The sequence below is a fragment of the Acidovorax sp. YS12 genome (genome assembly GCA_021496925.1).
Taxonomy (GTDB): domain Bacteria; phylum Pseudomonadota; class Gammaproteobacteria; order Burkholderiales; family Burkholderiaceae_C; genus Paenacidovorax.
The window spans coordinates 187,733-202,008 of sequence record CP053915.1; the positions used below are offsets into that span (position 1 = coordinate 187,733).

The 14,276-nt window shown below is 60.0% G+C and carries 13 protein-coding genes; 9 read left to right on the forward strand and 4 right to left on the reverse strand.

What is annotated here, in order from left to right; translation table 11 throughout:
- Window positions 1-140 precede the first annotated feature (140 nt).
- The gene (locus tag YS110_00910; GenBank protein UJB63423.1) at window positions 141-1,397 is read left to right on the forward strand and encodes a tyrosine-type recombinase/integrase; all 1,257 of its coding nucleotides are present in this window, start codon (window positions 141-143) and stop codon (window positions 1,395-1,397) included.
- A 478-nt stretch (window positions 1,398-1,875) separates the two neighbouring features.
- Window positions 1,876-2,400 (forward strand): DNA-binding protein, encoded by a 525-nt coding sequence (locus YS110_00915; GenBank protein UJB63424.1) that lies wholly within the window; start codon window positions 1,876-1,878, stop codon window positions 2,398-2,400.
- Between the two features lie 15 nt (window positions 2,401-2,415).
- Here the strand turns inward: YS110_00915 and YS110_00920 are convergent, their stop codons facing one another.
- A complete protein-coding gene (locus YS110_00920; GenBank protein UJB63425.1) occupies window positions 2,416-2,799 on the reverse strand; it encodes an AlpA family phage regulatory protein in 384 nt (127 codons plus the stop codon).
- 168 nt (window positions 2,800-2,967) lie between these two features.
- On the opposite strand from YS110_00920, the gene YS110_00925 reads away from it, so the two are divergent.
- Together YS110_00925 and YS110_00930 are read left to right on the forward strand one after the other, a co-directional pair.
- Window positions 2,968-3,783: a TIGR02391 family protein gene (locus YS110_00925; GenBank protein ID UJB63426.1), complete on the forward strand. Its 816-nt coding sequence runs from the start codon at window positions 2,968-2,970 to the stop codon at window positions 3,781-3,783.
- A gap of 13 nt (window positions 3,784-3,796) precedes the next feature.
- Window positions 3,797-5,080 carry a hypothetical protein gene (locus YS110_00930; protein UJB63427.1) on the forward strand — a complete coding sequence of 428 codons (1,284 nt, stop codon included), beginning with the start codon at window positions 3,797-3,799 and terminating at the stop codon, window positions 5,078-5,080.
- 83 nt (window positions 5,081-5,163) lie between these two features.
- Here the strand turns inward: YS110_00930 and YS110_00935 are convergent, their stop codons facing one another.
- The gene (locus YS110_00935; protein UJB63428.1) at window positions 5,164-5,952 is read right to left on the reverse strand and encodes a hypothetical protein; all 789 of its coding nucleotides are present in this window, start codon (window positions 5,950-5,952) and stop codon (window positions 5,164-5,166) included.
- 6 nt (window positions 5,953-5,958) lie between these two features.
- Window positions 5,959-6,861 (reverse strand): WYL domain-containing protein, encoded by a 903-nt coding sequence (locus tag YS110_00940; protein ID UJB63429.1) that lies wholly within the window; start codon window positions 6,859-6,861, stop codon window positions 5,959-5,961.
- 89 nt (window positions 6,862-6,950) lie between these two features.
- Between YS110_00940 and YS110_00945 the strand changes: the two genes are divergently transcribed.
- From YS110_00945 to YS110_00965, 5 genes are all read left to right on the forward strand, one after another.
- Window positions 6,951-8,144, forward strand: coding sequence for a metallohydrolase (locus YS110_00945; protein ID UJB63430.1), 1,194 nt, complete (start codon window positions 6,951-6,953; stop codon window positions 8,142-8,144).
- Window positions 8,141-10,396, forward strand: a complete 2,256-nt coding sequence (locus YS110_00950) for a Mov34/MPN/PAD-1 family protein (protein ID UJB63431.1) — start codon at window positions 8,141-8,143, stop codon at window positions 10,394-10,396. Before YS110_00945 ends, YS110_00950 begins: the two co-directional genes overlap by 4 nt.
- A 52-nt stretch (window positions 10,397-10,448) precedes the next feature.
- Complete coding sequence (locus tag YS110_00955) at window positions 10,449-11,519, forward strand: competence protein ComEC (GenBank protein UJB63432.1); 1,071 nt, start codon at window positions 10,449-10,451, stop codon at window positions 11,517-11,519.
- Between the two features lie 371 nt (window positions 11,520-11,890).
- On the forward strand, window positions 11,891-12,397 hold the full coding sequence (radC, locus tag YS110_00960; protein UJB63433.1) for a DNA repair protein RadC: 507 nt from the start codon (window positions 11,891-11,893) through the stop codon (window positions 12,395-12,397).
- Window positions 12,398-12,677: 280 nt separating this feature from the next.
- Window positions 12,678-13,022: a DUF2958 domain-containing protein gene (locus YS110_00965; GenBank protein ID UJB63434.1), complete on the forward strand. Its 345-nt coding sequence runs from the start codon at window positions 12,678-12,680 to the stop codon at window positions 13,020-13,022.
- 61 nt (window positions 13,023-13,083) lie between these two features.
- Here the strand turns inward: YS110_00965 and YS110_00970 are convergent, their stop codons facing one another.
- Window positions 13,084-14,010 (reverse strand): hypothetical protein, encoded by a 927-nt coding sequence (locus YS110_00970; GenBank protein ID UJB63435.1) that lies wholly within the window; start codon window positions 14,008-14,010, stop codon window positions 13,084-13,086.
- Window positions 14,011-14,276: the final 266 nt, after the last annotated feature.

The following is a 14,276-nucleotide window of genomic DNA, read 5'->3' on the forward strand; positions in this document are numbered from 1 at the left end:
CTCGTTCACTATTAAGACTTTTACCGTCTTTGACGGTAAAAGCCTTCTCGGGAAAGCTTGTTTCATGCGGCTTTCCGGGCATCAGTGGGTCTCCTGGTCCTTGACGGTAAAAGCCGTCGCAAAACAGGAGGTAAACCTCGATGCTGACCGACACAGCACTGCGCAATCTAAAGCCTAAGTCTTTGACTTATAAGGTTTCTGACCGGGACGGGATGTACGTGACGGTATCGCCCGCAAATACCGTCACCTTCCGCTACGACTACCGCCTCAACGGCCGTCGCGAGACCTTGACCATCGGCCGCTACGGGGCAGGCGGCATTTCGCTGGCAATGGCGCGTGAACTGCTCCTGGAGGCGCGCAAGGCCGTTCTCCAGGGCGTATCGCCCGCGCTGGAGAAGCAACGCGACAAGCGCCGGGTTCGCGCCATCAAGACCTTCGGCGCGGCGATGGAGACGTACCTCGCCCATACGAAATGGGCCGACAGCACCCGTGCCGTGCGCAAGCACATCATCGACCGCGACATCCTGCCGGTCTTCCAGAATCGGCTGCTGACCGAAATCCAGGCCGAAGACCTTCGGATTCTGTGCAACAAGGTCAAGGAGCGCGGGGCGCCGGCCACTGCGGTTCAGATCCGGGACATCGTGAAGCAGGTCTACGTCTACGCCATCGCCCACGGTGAAAAGGTGGTCAACCCCGCCGACAGCGTGGGGCCGTCCTCGATCGCCACCTTCGTGCCGAAGGATCGCGCCCTGTCGCCGCTGGAAATCCGTTTGATGGTGCAGCAGTTGGAGTTCGTGGCGACCTATCCGACCATCAAGCTGGCGCTGCGCCTGATCCTGCTGACGCTGGTGCGCAAGAGCGAACTGATCCAGGCCACTTGGGATGAAGTCGATTTCGAGCGCAAGACCTGGACGATTCCGAAGCAGCGAATGAAGGGTCGCAATCCGCACGTCGTCTATCTGTCGCGCCAGACGCTCGACATCTTCGTGACGCTGCATGCCTGCGCGGCTGGCTCAAAGTTCGTTTTCCCTTCTCGCTACGATGCAGAGCGGTGCATGTCCAATGCGACCTTGAACCGCATCACGATGCTCGTGGCAGAAGGCGCCAAGGCCAAAGGTCTGCCGCTACAGCCGTTCACCGTCCACGACCTGCGCCGCACCGGCTCGACGCTGCTGAATGAGATCGGCTTCAACCGCGACTGGATCGAGAAGTGCCTGGCGCACGAAGAGGGGCGTTCCTCGCGCTTGGTCTACAACAAGGCCGAGTACGCCGAGCAGCGGCGCCACATGCTGCAAGAGTGGGCCAACCTGGTCGATGCCTGGGGTGGCGGGCAGACCTATGTGCCGAAGCTGATGCCGGAGAACGTGGTCGTGCCGGCGTTGAGCGCGATCGCGTAGGCGGGCCGCATCATGGGTTGCCTTGAATCGGTCTTTGCCGGGTTGCGCAGGGTTTGTTTTTTCGAGGAAGCGATCACTTTGAGTAATCGAAAACGAGGAAATCTGAACTCCTCGCTGGTCGGCGATACGTGGCCTGATCTTGCCTCGACAAGGTTGTCACTTGACAACCTTGTCGACCATCCTCATACTGGAGGGCACTGATGGCTCGTTCCCCTCATCCGAAGAAAGAGGTCGAGGAAGCTCTCAGGCACGCCGAAGGGCAGGGCTGGCGCGTCGAAGTCGGCGGCAGCCATGCCTGGGGGCGGATTTACTGCCCGTACAACGATGAGGAATGCCGCTGCGGCGAGTTCTGCATTACCAGTGTGTGGAGCACGCCGAAGAACCCCGGAAACCACGCTCGTGCCTTGCGGCGCGTCGTGGACAACTGCACCACGCACCGCAAGGCACGAGGCTTACGATGGTGCCAAGGAGTAGCGCGATGGAATACACCTTCACCCTGAAATACCAGCTTGCCGACGACGACCGCGACACGGATGCGCTGGTGGAGCGTCTGGGCGAAGCCGGCTGCGACGATGCCTTGGTCGGCATCGGGCAGCCGGGGCGCCTGGCGCTGGAGTTCACCCGCGAGGCGGCCGATGCGGATGACGCGGTGCGTAGTGCGCTGGCCGATGTGCGCCGTGCCGTGCCGTCGGCCAGGCTGATCGAGGTGGCGCCGGATTTGGTCGGCCTGACCGACGTGGCCGACATCGTAGGCGTGTCGCGGCAGAACATGCGCAAGCTGATGCTGGCCCATCCGGGCAGCTTTCCGGCGCCGGTACATGAGGGCAGTGCGTCGATCTGGCATCTGGCGGACGTGCTGGCCTGGTTGCAGGCCAAGGGCAGTTATGCGCTGGCCAAGGACGTGCTGGAGGTGGCGCGAGTGGCCTTGCAGGTCAATGTGGCGAAGGAAGGCCGGCGTTTGCCGCGCTCGGCGTCCAAGGAACTGCAAGCCTTGGTCGGATGAGGAACGTCGCTGGCCTCATTTCTCACTCGAACCCGCCTGAACAGGGCGGGTTTTTCGCAGGTGGACATCAGGCTTGACGGTGCTGATGCGAGGGGCTTGCTTGCGATCCTCAATCCAGGCCTCTACCTCGGCCAGGTCCCACACCACGCAGCGCGGCGTCAGATTGAAACGCCGTGGGAACTCGCCGCGACGCTCCATTTCGTAGATCGTCGTTTCGGCCAAGGGGACGATCTGCCGCAACTCATGCCGGCGAATGGTGCGCCGAAATGGCAGAACGCCGTGCTTCGGGAACTGCGGGAGATCGCCGTAGGCGTTCGAGCCGGGTATGGGGAGGGCGGACGACGAGTGCATCTCGGTGCTGTTGTCTCGGCCTATTTTCCCTGCCGGGTTATTCTCCATGTCGAACTCCGTGGTTGTTCGGCGATATGGCTTGCCACCGCATGACGATATGGTGGCTTTCAATGGCTATCGCGGAAACTCACTGGAGCGTAGAGAGGCGTACTGAAGACAAGTAGCCAAGGACAAGGGGGAGAGTATGGCGACGAACAGAGGCAGCTGGGAGAACTCATGACACGTATTCCACCGTTCAGCTCGCAGCATCTTGAAGCCGCGTGCCGCGTGCTCGCCGACACCGAGCGCGGCCTGAGCGGCACGCAGATCGAGCGACTGTTGCAAGAAATCGAGATTACCGACACTTCGCCCGGCATGACCAAGTGGAAGCGGTTGTTCAATGCGCTGGCCGGCACGCAGAACCACCACCAGATCGGCAACCATCTCATCATGTTCATCAACCGTGCGATGAACCCGGTGAACTACGCCCGTGACCCAGCGACGTTCGCCTGGCGGCGCGACGAACTCAATGTCGTCCTTGCCTTCTCCGGTTTCTACGTGCGCGACGACGGCAAGGTCGCGCACGCCGACAAGGCCACGACTCTTGATGCCGCGCGCGCACGAGCTGGACGACTCAAGGCCGCGCTAGAAAGCCGTGTCGTCCACGCGGAAGTGCTGAACTATTGCCGCGCCGAGTTGCTGGACGAAAACTATTTCCATGCCGTGTTTGAGGCAACCAAAGGAGTTGCGGAACGGATTCGGCTGCTGTCGGGCCTGAACGGCGATGGCGCGGACTTGGTGAACAAGGCATTCGCAGGCCAGCAACCTGTTCTCGCCTTGGGACCACTCGCCACCGAGTCCGAAAAGAGCGAGCAGAAAGGCTTTGCTAACCTTCTGATCGGCCTGTTTGGTGCCGTGCGCAATCCGCTGGCCCATGCACCCAAGACGAATTGGCCCATGTCCGAACAGGACGCACTGGACATCCTGACGCTGGTGTCGCTGATTCACCGCAAGCTGGATGGCACCACGAAATTAGCAACCGTATCGTCGTAAGGGAAAACCAAGAATGGACGAGGCGATCGTTGTCTTCTCCCGGAAAGGGATCTTTCAGACCACGATCGCTGCACGCGACGTTCGCAGCCGGGAACATGCACGCAAGCTGTGGCCCCTGGTATCACCCGATGCATCACGGCAGATGGTGACATGGGTCAGCCCTTCGTTTGAGGGCAGGAAACTGCGTCGGCGATCCCATTTCCGAGTGCTTCCCACCCAGCACACCTTCAACCCCAAAGCGCACTTCGAAGATGAAGAAGTCCATCGGTGGCGCGCTGTCCAGGAAAGTCCCGAGCACCGGCGGGCGAAAGAACTTGTCGCGGCCGAACTCTCCCGACGCTTGAATGCCGGGCTTGCGATGCCCTGGGCGTTCAAGGATGCGGATGCGTCGGACTATCCGCTGGAAGGCAATTTGTTGCTCGGCGCCGACCAAGTGGCAACCGAACACCCCTTAGAGACGCCGTTCGGCAGCAAATTCCGGCTCGACATTGCCGTGCTCGGCCCGCCGGTCCAGGCTGAGCCGATGGTGCTGGGTGGCGTTGAAATCGAACTCGGCCACGCCTTCGACGGGCGCAAGGCCCTGATCGGGAAGTCGCTCGGATTCCCGCTGATCTCCATCGACATCACCGAGATGATGCTGGACGAACTCACGCCCGAGTGGGCTCAGCAGGTATTGATCGCGACCACGCGGAGCCACGAGCAAGGACGCCGGCAGACCTACATCTATCTCCACGACCTGCTGTACCCCCTCTACGCTCAACTGCCGGCGTTTCTGGATGACGAGCAACGCCATCAGTTTCTTGTGTTTGCCGACGATGAGACCTTGAAGAAGTTGGTGCGCTGGATGAACCTGCTCGCCGAAAAGCTGGAGTACCCGAAGGGTACGGTCGCCGTTGTCCTGGTCAACGGCAAGAACGAGCAGTCCCGCAAGATGCTTGAACGTGCGGGGCAGGTCGTTGGCCCCGACTGGAGTGAGTTCAACGCCCAGCGATGCCTACGGCTGACCCTACCGCGTCCCGGAGGCCCGGCGGACCTCCAGGCCCATCGCTTCCACATGACGATGGCGCGCATCCTGCTGTCGCACACAGATGCGCTCGTTGGCTACAAGTATTGCAACGGTGTGGACAACAATCACCCCGAAGAGGACGTATGGGTGGCGCATCGCTGGATCGCCGATCTGAAAACCCATACCCAGCATCGCGTATTGCCGAAACGGCTGGCCGAACCGATCAACAGGCTGATCGCCGTGGTTTCGAACCTGCATCGCAATCACGTGGCGGCCAGCCACGAGACTTGACCATCCCCTGTCGAAAGTTAGCCGATAGGCCAACATTCCTGCGGAGTTGCGCGCCTATGCCTATCTGCAGAGTGCGTTGAATCTTAGTCCGCAGTCGGTTTTGCAGGCTTTTTTCTCGGGGCCGAAGAAGACAAAGACGGCAAGCACTCGAACAGGCGTTCCGCATAAACGAACCCCATCCGCCTGACTGCGCCCTGATCGAAGTACAGCAGCCAAGCAGCAAGCAAGGCCAACGAAATGAGCAACGTCAGGCCTGCGGCAAGCCCCGGATCGGCAAGGTGCATTGGGTCAAAATGGGGTGGGACTACCTGCAGAACCTTCGCAATCAGCAATCCGTAGATGATCCCCAGGATGCACGACACGATACCGACGGGCTTCATCGCCAGCATATTGCGGTGAAACCCATAGGCAATGTTCTCTTTCAGCAAGAGCTGCTTGTTGGAGCGCGTGAGTTCACGAAGCCGCTTGGTGGCGCCAACGTAGATGTCGTCCGCCTTGTCGGGGTTCTCTGACTCTTCTTCTGCTGTTGGCATGGTGATACCCAGCTTGGCCGTGATCGCCGCGTGATAACGCTCTTTGCTGACACCATCGAGAAACTTGTCGCGATGGCGCAGAGCGATGGTCGTGGGCATGCCGCCCCACTTTGCAACCAGCATCTCTTCAAGCTGTTTCCCGCGCCCGCGGGCGACGCTCGCCAGCGCATAGATGGCGCCGCAGCCACCAAGCAGGCCGATCACACCTGTAAGCACGGGATGCTTTGCCCCGTAGACACACAGAAGCGGCACCAGCACCGGTAGGGCCACAAGAAGTCCGGGGACTACACGCGCTTTGCGCTCGTAGGGATCCTTGACCAGCTCAAAAAAGGTTGTCATGTGAAGTCAGGCCTGTGCCGTCAAGGCATCGATATAGGGTTGGATTTCATCGCGATTTTTCAGCGTGATCTGCTGCGCGAGAGGGTCTGGCGCTTCCTTGGTATGCAAACCCAGACGCCTCAGCGTGTAGTACAGAAACGCTTGGCGGCATGGAAGTTTGACCTGTCCGTCTTCCATGCCGTAATCCAGCTCCAAGACTCGCTTCTTGGCTGGGGGTAAATCAGGGTGCGGCGCAAGGACCAGCATCAGCACAGTATGCCAATGCGCATCCTGGCTGAAGTCAACTTGGCTCAGCTCGAAACCGTCGATGCGCAGGATTCGGGCGAGAACGAAATCGCTGAAGCGCTGGCGCTTGTGGCAAAACGCGCGCACGTGCCAGCGAAAACCGTCGTTGCCAAGGGCGTGCGGTGACAGCAGGCGAATCGATTCGTCCAGGGACGTCATGGACTGGTAGCTCACCCGAATGGCTTCTCGCTGCCGGATTGCCCGAACCACCGCTTCGACGGTCTGCTCATTGATCGTGCGCCAAGGGGAAGGTGCCCAATCCCTCTCTGGCGCAGAGCCGATGAAGCTGGCAGCCGGTTCAACAACCCCCATCTTGGTTGCAAGCAACTCTGCCAGATAGCGCTGTGCCGAGCTTCGTTGATACAGCGGCTGGAAGCCCGGCGCAGCCGTGTAGGTCCTGGAGCTGCGGTCGTAGACCAAATTGCCCGGCGCCAACTCTGTGTACTTGGCAATGTCCAGTGAAGCCTGGGGAACAGAGATGCCGAAGTGCTCAGTGAGATCCATTCGATTGATGCGCCGCTCCCAGCGCAAACGGAAATCGATGAATTGAAGTCTGCTCTCCAGCCCCCAACTTAATCCCTTGGGTTCAGCGGGCTCGGCGGCAGTGACAGGGGACTCTTGCATCAATAGCGCCTAAAAAGTAGACGGGCGTAAAAAATAGTCGTACATTAACTATACGCGATCATCCTTCGGTCGTCTACCCGGAGACCCCCATGCCCACCACCATCACGTTTTTCCCCGTCGATAACGGGGACATGACCCTCATCAAGTTCGGCGACCTCGACGCAACCACCCTGCTGATCGACGTAAACATCCGGCAAGACGCCGACGACCCTGACGGGGAAGCACGCGATGTCGCCAAGGATCTGCGTGATCGACTGAAGAAGGATGAGAACGGCAGGCCCTATGTCGATGCGTTCCTGCTGAGCCACCCGGACCAAGACCATTGCCGAGGCCTGATGCGGCATTTCCACCTGGGGCCGCTGGACAAGTATTCGGATGACAAGAAGGACGACAAGGACAAGAAGATCGTGATCCGCGAGATGTGGTCGTCCCCGATCGTGTTTCGACGCGCCAGCAAGACGCACACCTTGAGCGACGACGCCAAGGCATTCAACACGGAGGCACGTCGGCGCGTACAACTGAACCGCGACAAGAATTTCGTCGTCGGGAACGGCGACCGCATCCAGATCATGGGCGAGGATATCGATGGAAAAACCGATGACCTCACCTCGATTGTGCGGAAGGTGGACACGCGCTTCTCGACGATCAATGGCAAGAGTTCTGCATTCTTCTCTGCGTTTCTTTTGGCACCCCTGGATGCCCAGGACGACGAAGAAGAGCAAGAGTGCCTGGCCAAGAACCAGTCCAGCGTGATCCTGAACATCACATTGGCCGCTGATGCACAGACGCCGGATGGCGCGAAGTTCCTTACTGGTGGCGATGCCGAGGTATTCATCTGGAACCGCCAGTGGCAGCGCCACAAGGCCGAAGCCGATGTGCTTGAGTACGACATCATGCAGGCACCGCATCACTGTTCCTGGCATTCGCTGTCCTATGACAGTTGGTCGGACTACCGTGAAAAGGCCAAACTCGATGCCGATGCCCGCAAGGCGCTTTCGCAGACCCGCGACGGCGCCGTCATCGTCGCCAGTTGCAAGCCGATCGCAGACGACGACAGCGATCCACCCTGCATCCGCGCAAAGCGTGAGTACGTAGCAATCGTGGACGAAGCAAAAGGCGAGTTCTACTGCACGGGCGAATATCCGAGCGAAAAAACCGTGGAGCCCCTCGTTTTCACCGTCACCGCTCAGGGTGTGCAGCCTCCCTCGAAGAAGGAAGCCGGATCGAAGGCCGCCGCCGTGATCACCTCCGCGCGCACTCCCATGCCGCACGGGGCATCATGACCGGTACCATTGCGGACGCATTGCATCAACTTCAGCGGCATCGAGGCCTTGTCCGCGTTGGCGAGCCAAGGGAAAGTGGTGAATCGACGCAGATTGAAGTCGATGTTGCTGTTCAACTGCCGAGCAGGTCTCGGCGCAATGGCGTATCCGAGACCGGAGTGCGCTCGGTCGAGACATGTGTTCTGGTATTCGGCCGTAGCTGGCCCATGTCCGCCCCCAAGCCTTTTTTGCGTGCGGACTTCCCACTCAACTTGCCGCACATCAATCCCCATCGCGAAGGCGAGTTGGTCTCGCCTTGCCTGTTCGAGGGGTCGTTGGACGAGCTGCTGCATCGATTTGGTCTGGACGCCATTGTCGATCAGTTGATCGTTTGGCTGCACAAGGCCGCAGCCGGGACGTTGCTGGACCTTGAGCAGGGGTGGGAGCCGACGCGACGAGACAGTTGTCCTTCGACCGTGATATTCAGTGCCGAAAAGGTTGCTGCCGCTGCTCCCGCTGATGGCACGATTTTGGTAGTCCCCGCAGGCTACGTGACGATTGATGGCGGTCTGTACGCCATCGTCAACGCCGAACTGACCGCGCAAGTCGATCTTGTGTTTTCCCAAGACGTTCACAACGACAAGCTGGGTAAATGGGGGAATGGACATGTTGCGGCCTTCATCGCACGCGCTCCAATGACCGGGGGGCACCCGCATGTGGTTGGCCACTATCAACCAGAGACGGTTGTCGATCTCGCGACGTTGCTTGATCGAGCAGGGGAACTCGGCATCGATCGCGATGCTTTGACCCAGGGGTTAGACGGCTACTACGGGCGCTCGATCCTGGACACGCAGCAGGACTCGCGTGGCTGGGTGCATGGCTTGTACGCGATTGTGATTCTGGCTGTACAAAGGCCAGCGTCGCTGGTGGGCTCCCCAGGGAGAAGTGTCGAGGTATTGCCCTACGTGGTGCACTATGAACTCAACGCTCAATCACTCTTGGAGCGAAACGCCACGGTTCACCCGGCATTTCACGCGCATGCGTTGTCTCCCGAATTGCTAGCAAGGACGTCCGGCATTCCATCCGCTGCCACGTCGCAGTCCCTGGTCGTGCTTGGCTGCGGAAGCGTGGGATCGAAAATTGCGCTGCAACTGGGGCGAGCGGGTTTCGGCTCAATGACCTTCGTCGATAACGAATCCATGTCGCCTCACAACGCGGCGCGACATGCACTCATTGAGCGGACATCGGTGCTGGTCCCACCGCGGAAGTCTGCGTTGATGAAGACGGCTTTTGATTCGCTGACGCATCCTCAGTCGCGGGCGTTCGACGTTGATGCAGTGACTCTCTTGGTCGATCCAGCGCAGTTTGCTGCGACCGTTCCGCAGGATGCGGCCCTCATCGTGGATACGACCGCCTCGCTGCGGGTGTTGGCCGCCGAAACAAAATCAACGGCGCTGAACCAATCCCCTGCGCGGCTGGCAAGGATCGTGATGTATGGGCAGGGGCGCTGTGTCGCGGTTCTGCTCGAAGGAGCTGGTCGGTCCGGTCGGGTTGATGACCTCACGGCATTCTTGTTCGAGTGCTGCAGATTTTTGCCGGAACTGCGTGCCTCGATTGCCGGTGATACGTCTGAGCCGACGCGCATCTTTGTGGGCGACAACTGCCGTTCACTGACGATGCCAATGTCCGATGCCTTTGTTTCGCGTTCTGCGTCATTGGCTGGTCTGCAACTGGAGCGCTGGCTCGTTGATGGGCTTCCCAAGGAGGCGACGCTCTGCGCCGGGATCTCGGATGCCGAAGGTCTCGGCATGGCATGGAGCCGCGCCAGCCTTGGCTCGACCACCGTACTCGACGTAGCGGACGATGGTGGCTGGAGCATTCGGATTCTGCACTCGGTCGCGCAAGCGATCCATGCTGATGCGCTGCGCTGGGGAGCACGGGAAACAGGCGGCGCCTTGGTCGGCCGCATCTCGTTTGAAAATAGAACCATCACCATTGCGGGCCTTGTTGAGGCACCACCTGATAGCGTGCGAGAGCCGGCCCGTTTCATCCTCGGAACCAATGGGCTTGTTCAAAATTTGCGTGCCGCAAACGCTGCTTCTTTGGGCTATCTCGCCTTCATCGGCACCTGGCACAGTCACCCGAAAGGCGGCGCACATTCGGGTATAGACCGAAATACATTGCGAGGCATCGCAGAGGATGCTGGCGGCCTTCCCGCCGTGTCGCTGGTGTGGACTCCAACAGGACTCACGTGTGCGGTGGATCGCTGGTAGGTGTGAAGCCACCGGCACTTTGTTGGCATAGAACAAGAGGGATGTATGATGTATGGCTGATTACTTCGAGATCGATTTTCTTGGCGTCGAAACCGCGAAAAGCGGCGATGCGATTACGCTGCGCTACTCGGTAAATGGTACGGAGGGTGTGCACGTCGTTGACGGTGGGTATCTGGATACAGGGGATCAGATCGTCGAGCATCTGAAGACGTTCTATGGAACCACAGTCATCGACCATGTGATCCTCACGCACCCCGATCGCGATCACGCCAATGGGCTGCGAAAAGTCCTGGAGCAATGCACGGTCAAGAATCTATGGATTAACCGGCCGTGGATATACGCAGACCAGTTGATCGATCGCTTTGAAACCTATGAATCGGTTGAAGCACTGCGACGGAAGCTGCGCTCCATCTACGATGCCACGGCAATTCTTGAGGATCTTGCGGTGGCGAAGAAAATTCCAATCCATGCGCCTCTTCAGGGGCAGAGCATCGGCCCGTTCACGGTCATGGCTCCTACCATGGAACGCTACCTGGACCTGATCGTGGACTCCGCGAAGACTCCGGAAGCTGTTGAAGAAAGTGCTCTAGATAGCACGCTGAGCAGCATATTCCGGGCGGTGAAGGCTGCTACCGCCTACATCAAGTCCTTGTGGGGGGAGGAATATTTCCCGCCCGAGCCGACCAGTCGTGAAAATGAAATGAGCGTGGTGCAGTCGGCCGTCTTGAACGGTCATCGTGTCATGCTTACTGGCGATGCTGGGCGTGAGGCGCTGCAAGAAGTGATTGACTACGCGCCTTTCGCCGGGCTTGCGCTACCGGGCATTCGGTATTTTCAGGTGCCTCACCACGGTGGGCGGCACAATGTCTCGACTGAAATTCTGGACCAATTGGTTGGCCCACGCTTGGACAGCATGCCGGACAAGCATACTTGGAATGCAATCTGCAGCTCTGCCAAGGCGGATGAGGATCATCCGCGGAAGTCGGTGATTCGTGCCATATTGCACCGGGGCGGACACTGGGCTGCGACCGAAAGCCAGAACATACGCATCGGGGCAGGCATCACCCGTGAGGGCTGGGTACCGATTCCCCAAGCGGCATATCCCGAAGATCAAGAAAACTGACGGTGATTGAAGTTGGCACGGATTTTCGACTTCTGATCTGCCGACAATTTTGCGTGCATCCCGGCGTTCTGCCGTCGGGCTCGCGGGCGGTGCCCCGCGCCACGTGCCGTGGCGCGGCCATCCGGCTTTGATCCCTGACGCCTCCGGCCCTTGAGGGCCTGCGCGCTGCGCTTGCCCAACCGTCATATCTGCGGGTGGTGAGCTGTGGGCGGTCTTGCTGTTCCCTTCACCGTATCACGGCGTTCTCGCCGTCAAGGGCTGCGCGCCGTCGGCGCTTGCGGCCGTGGCCGTCTTCGACCCTGTGACGGCTTGCGCTGCGCCGTGCTGGGGCCGGTTCCAGGCAATTCCGCCTGAGCAACCGGAGCACGATCATGTCGCAACTTTCTCTGTCTCTCGATTCTTCGCTACTGGTGCGTGACGCACAGGGGCGCTATCTGCTGGCGTCGGCGGACCAGATTCTGGCAGCGGCACGCCAGGTCATCGACCAGAAGAACCCACGCGGGACACTGTTTACTTCGCCGGCGCTGGTCAAGGACTATCTGCGCACCAAGCTGGCCAGTTTCGGGCATGAGGTCTTCGCGGCGCTGTTTCTCGACAGCCAGCATCGTCTGATCGAGTACGTGGAACTGTTCCGCGGCACCATCGACCAAGCATCGGTGTATCCGCGCGAGGTCGTGAAGGAGGCCCTGCGGCTCAACGCGGCAGCGGTGGTCTTTTCGCACAACCATCCGAGCGGGAGTCCCGAGCCGAGCCAGGCCGACAGGGTTCTGACTCAGCGCCTCAAGGAGGCCCTGGCGCTGGTGGACGTGCGCACGCTGGATCACATCGTCGTTGGCGGTGCAGTCACCACGTCATTCGCCGAGTGTGGCCTGCTCTGACCTTTGGGGGCTTCGGCCCCCTTTTTGCTGCGCCCAGCGGCGCGACTTCGGCCATCGCGGGCCTGCGCGTGCTGCGCACTTGCCGAAGGCAGGTCTGTGTGGGTGGTGGTGGTGGGCGGTCTTGCTGTTCCCTTCACGGTATCACGGCGTTCTCGCCGTCAAGGGCTGCGCGTGCAAGCACGCTGGCGGCCTCCGGCCGTCTTCGACCCCTGACCACTTGCGCTGCGCCGTGACCTGGAGGTGACGGGCAATTCCGCCCGGCAATCTTCAGGAGTTCACCATGAACAACGCACTCATCACCGACAAGCAGCACGCAGTGCTGCTGGCCAACGGCCGCGAATCTTTGGAAAACCCGGACTTTGATCCGGCCCCCGTGGTCAAGCTGTTCACGCCGGACGCCGGCGCGACCTGGCTGCTGACTGAGATTGATCCCGACGACCACGCCTTTGGTCTTTGCGACCTGGGCTTGGGGGCACCGGAAATCGGCTGGGTCAGCTTGGGCGAGTTGGCGACTGTGCGCGGGGGGCTAGGCTTGCCAATTGAGCGCGATCTGTCTTTCCGTGCCGAGAAGAAGTTGAGCGCCTATGCGTGCGATGCGCGGCTGGCCGGGCGGATCGTTGTCTAACCCGGCCCTGGGCGGGTCGCCCAGCAGCGCATCCCGTATCGGGATGCGCTTTACTACATCGTCAGCGAGGCCAGTCGTCGCTACGAACACCTTCAAAGAAGCCAGGGCCGACTTCGATACGCAGTGAGGAGTGGAGGCGCAAGATCTTCTGCGCTATCTCGGGCGATGCGTAGTCCGTGAAGTCGAGGAGGTAGCCATAAACCATTTCACCGCTACTTCCGTCCAGCTCTATTGCTTCTACATCGGCGAGATTGCCAACCTCATGCAGTTCGAGGCCCAGCAGTTCGGCATAGGCTTGCGATACGCTGCGCGGCGGTGGCTCGCCATCGTAGTCGTCATCCCCCCAATTTGTATCGAGTTCCGCTTTGGTGACTTGGCAGTCCACTGACCCAAAGCACTGGCTGCCCAATCGTTCCATGCTCAAAGTGCCCTCCACATTCACGATGTGGCCCGCGTAGGGACGCTCAGTGTCGATGCCCAAGCCAACATGGCCGTTCAGGTCGATTTCCAGAGAGCTGCCAACGAGGACGTTTTCAGACTCGACCTCGAAATCGAAATAAACCTCATCAATGCCATCGTAATTGGCGTTGGCCATCTCGCTGTTCACGTCATCGTCTTCGATGACCACCTGATCTACATGCTCACGCAAGTAGTTGTCGAAGTCCGTATGAGAGGCGTGAATGTGTGTACGAGGCGCCCGCTCTTTGAAGGCTGCGTCGATCAACTTGTGCAGTTGGCTTGGCGTGGGGGCGGCGCTAAGTTCGCTGGCGCGCTGATCGAGCTGGTCGTAGTCGAGTACAACGTGGTGGACGTTGCCCAAATCTTGGGGTTCGAGCGCGGCTACCTGCGCAGCTTGGTAGGCGGCAAGGCTCTTGTAGCCAAGTGCGGCAACGATGAGTTGCTGCGCGTGGCCAAGCTGTACAGGTGCGGCCACGGAAGCGCTGTTCTTGCGAACAGAATGGGCAAGGTCGGAAATGCCGATGGGCATACGATTCTCCTGATTTCAGCGCAGACCAATCGAGCGATTACTTGGCCTACGCCCAGGCGATATCGCATGGTGGTGGCAAGAAATACGGGGGAAAGCAAAACGCAGTCTTGATTGAGCCGCTCGAAGCTCAGGCGGACAGGGCCTTGCCCACATTGTCCGTGAAAAATCGACCAAAGACAAATTCCACGATGCCCGAACTGCTGGGCGTCCCCGGCCACCTGGGAGATGGCCGGTCGCGCTGTCGTGCTGCGCATCGACCCCCCTGC

Excerpts from the sequence above, each read along its gene's own strand:
- YS110_00945 (UJB63430.1), top strand. The coding sequence starts at position 6,951 with ATGCCCACCACCATCACGTTTTTCCCCGTCGATAACGGGGACATGACC.
- YS110_00935 (UJB63428.1), bottom strand. The coding sequence starts at position 5,952 with ATGACAACCTTTTTTGAGCTGGTCAAGGATCCCTACGAGCGCAAAGCG.
- YS110_00970 (UJB63435.1), bottom strand. The coding sequence starts at position 14,010 with ATGCCCATCGGCATTTCCGACCTTGCCCATTCTGTTCGCAAGAACAGC.
- YS110_00910 (UJB63423.1), top strand. The coding sequence starts at position 141 with ATGCTGACCGACACAGCACTGCGCAATCTAAAGCCTAAGTCTTTGACT.
- YS110_00920 (UJB63425.1), bottom strand. The coding sequence starts at position 2,799 with ATGGAGAATAACCCGGCAGGGAAAATAGGCCGAGACAACAGCACCGAG.
- YS110_00940 (UJB63429.1), bottom strand. The coding sequence starts at position 6,861 with ATGCAAGAGTCCCCTGTCACTGCCGCCGAGCCCGCTGAACCCAAGGGA.
- radC (UJB63433.1), top strand. The coding sequence starts at position 11,891 with ATGTCGCAACTTTCTCTGTCTCTCGATTCTTCGCTACTGGTGCGTGAC.
- YS110_00930 (UJB63427.1), top strand. The coding sequence starts at position 3,797 with ATGGACGAGGCGATCGTTGTCTTCTCCCGGAAAGGGATCTTTCAGACC.
- YS110_00950 (UJB63431.1), top strand. The coding sequence starts at position 8,141 with ATGACCGGTACCATTGCGGACGCATTGCATCAACTTCAGCGGCATCGA.
- YS110_00925 (UJB63426.1), top strand. The coding sequence starts at position 2,968 with ATGACACGTATTCCACCGTTCAGCTCGCAGCATCTTGAAGCCGCGTGC.
- YS110_00965 (UJB63434.1), top strand. The coding sequence starts at position 12,678 with ATGAACAACGCACTCATCACCGACAAGCAGCACGCAGTGCTGCTGGCC.
- YS110_00955 (UJB63432.1), top strand. The coding sequence starts at position 10,449 with ATGGCTGATTACTTCGAGATCGATTTTCTTGGCGTCGAAACCGCGAAA.
- YS110_00915 (UJB63424.1), top strand. The coding sequence starts at position 1,876 with ATGGAATACACCTTCACCCTGAAATACCAGCTTGCCGACGACGACCGC.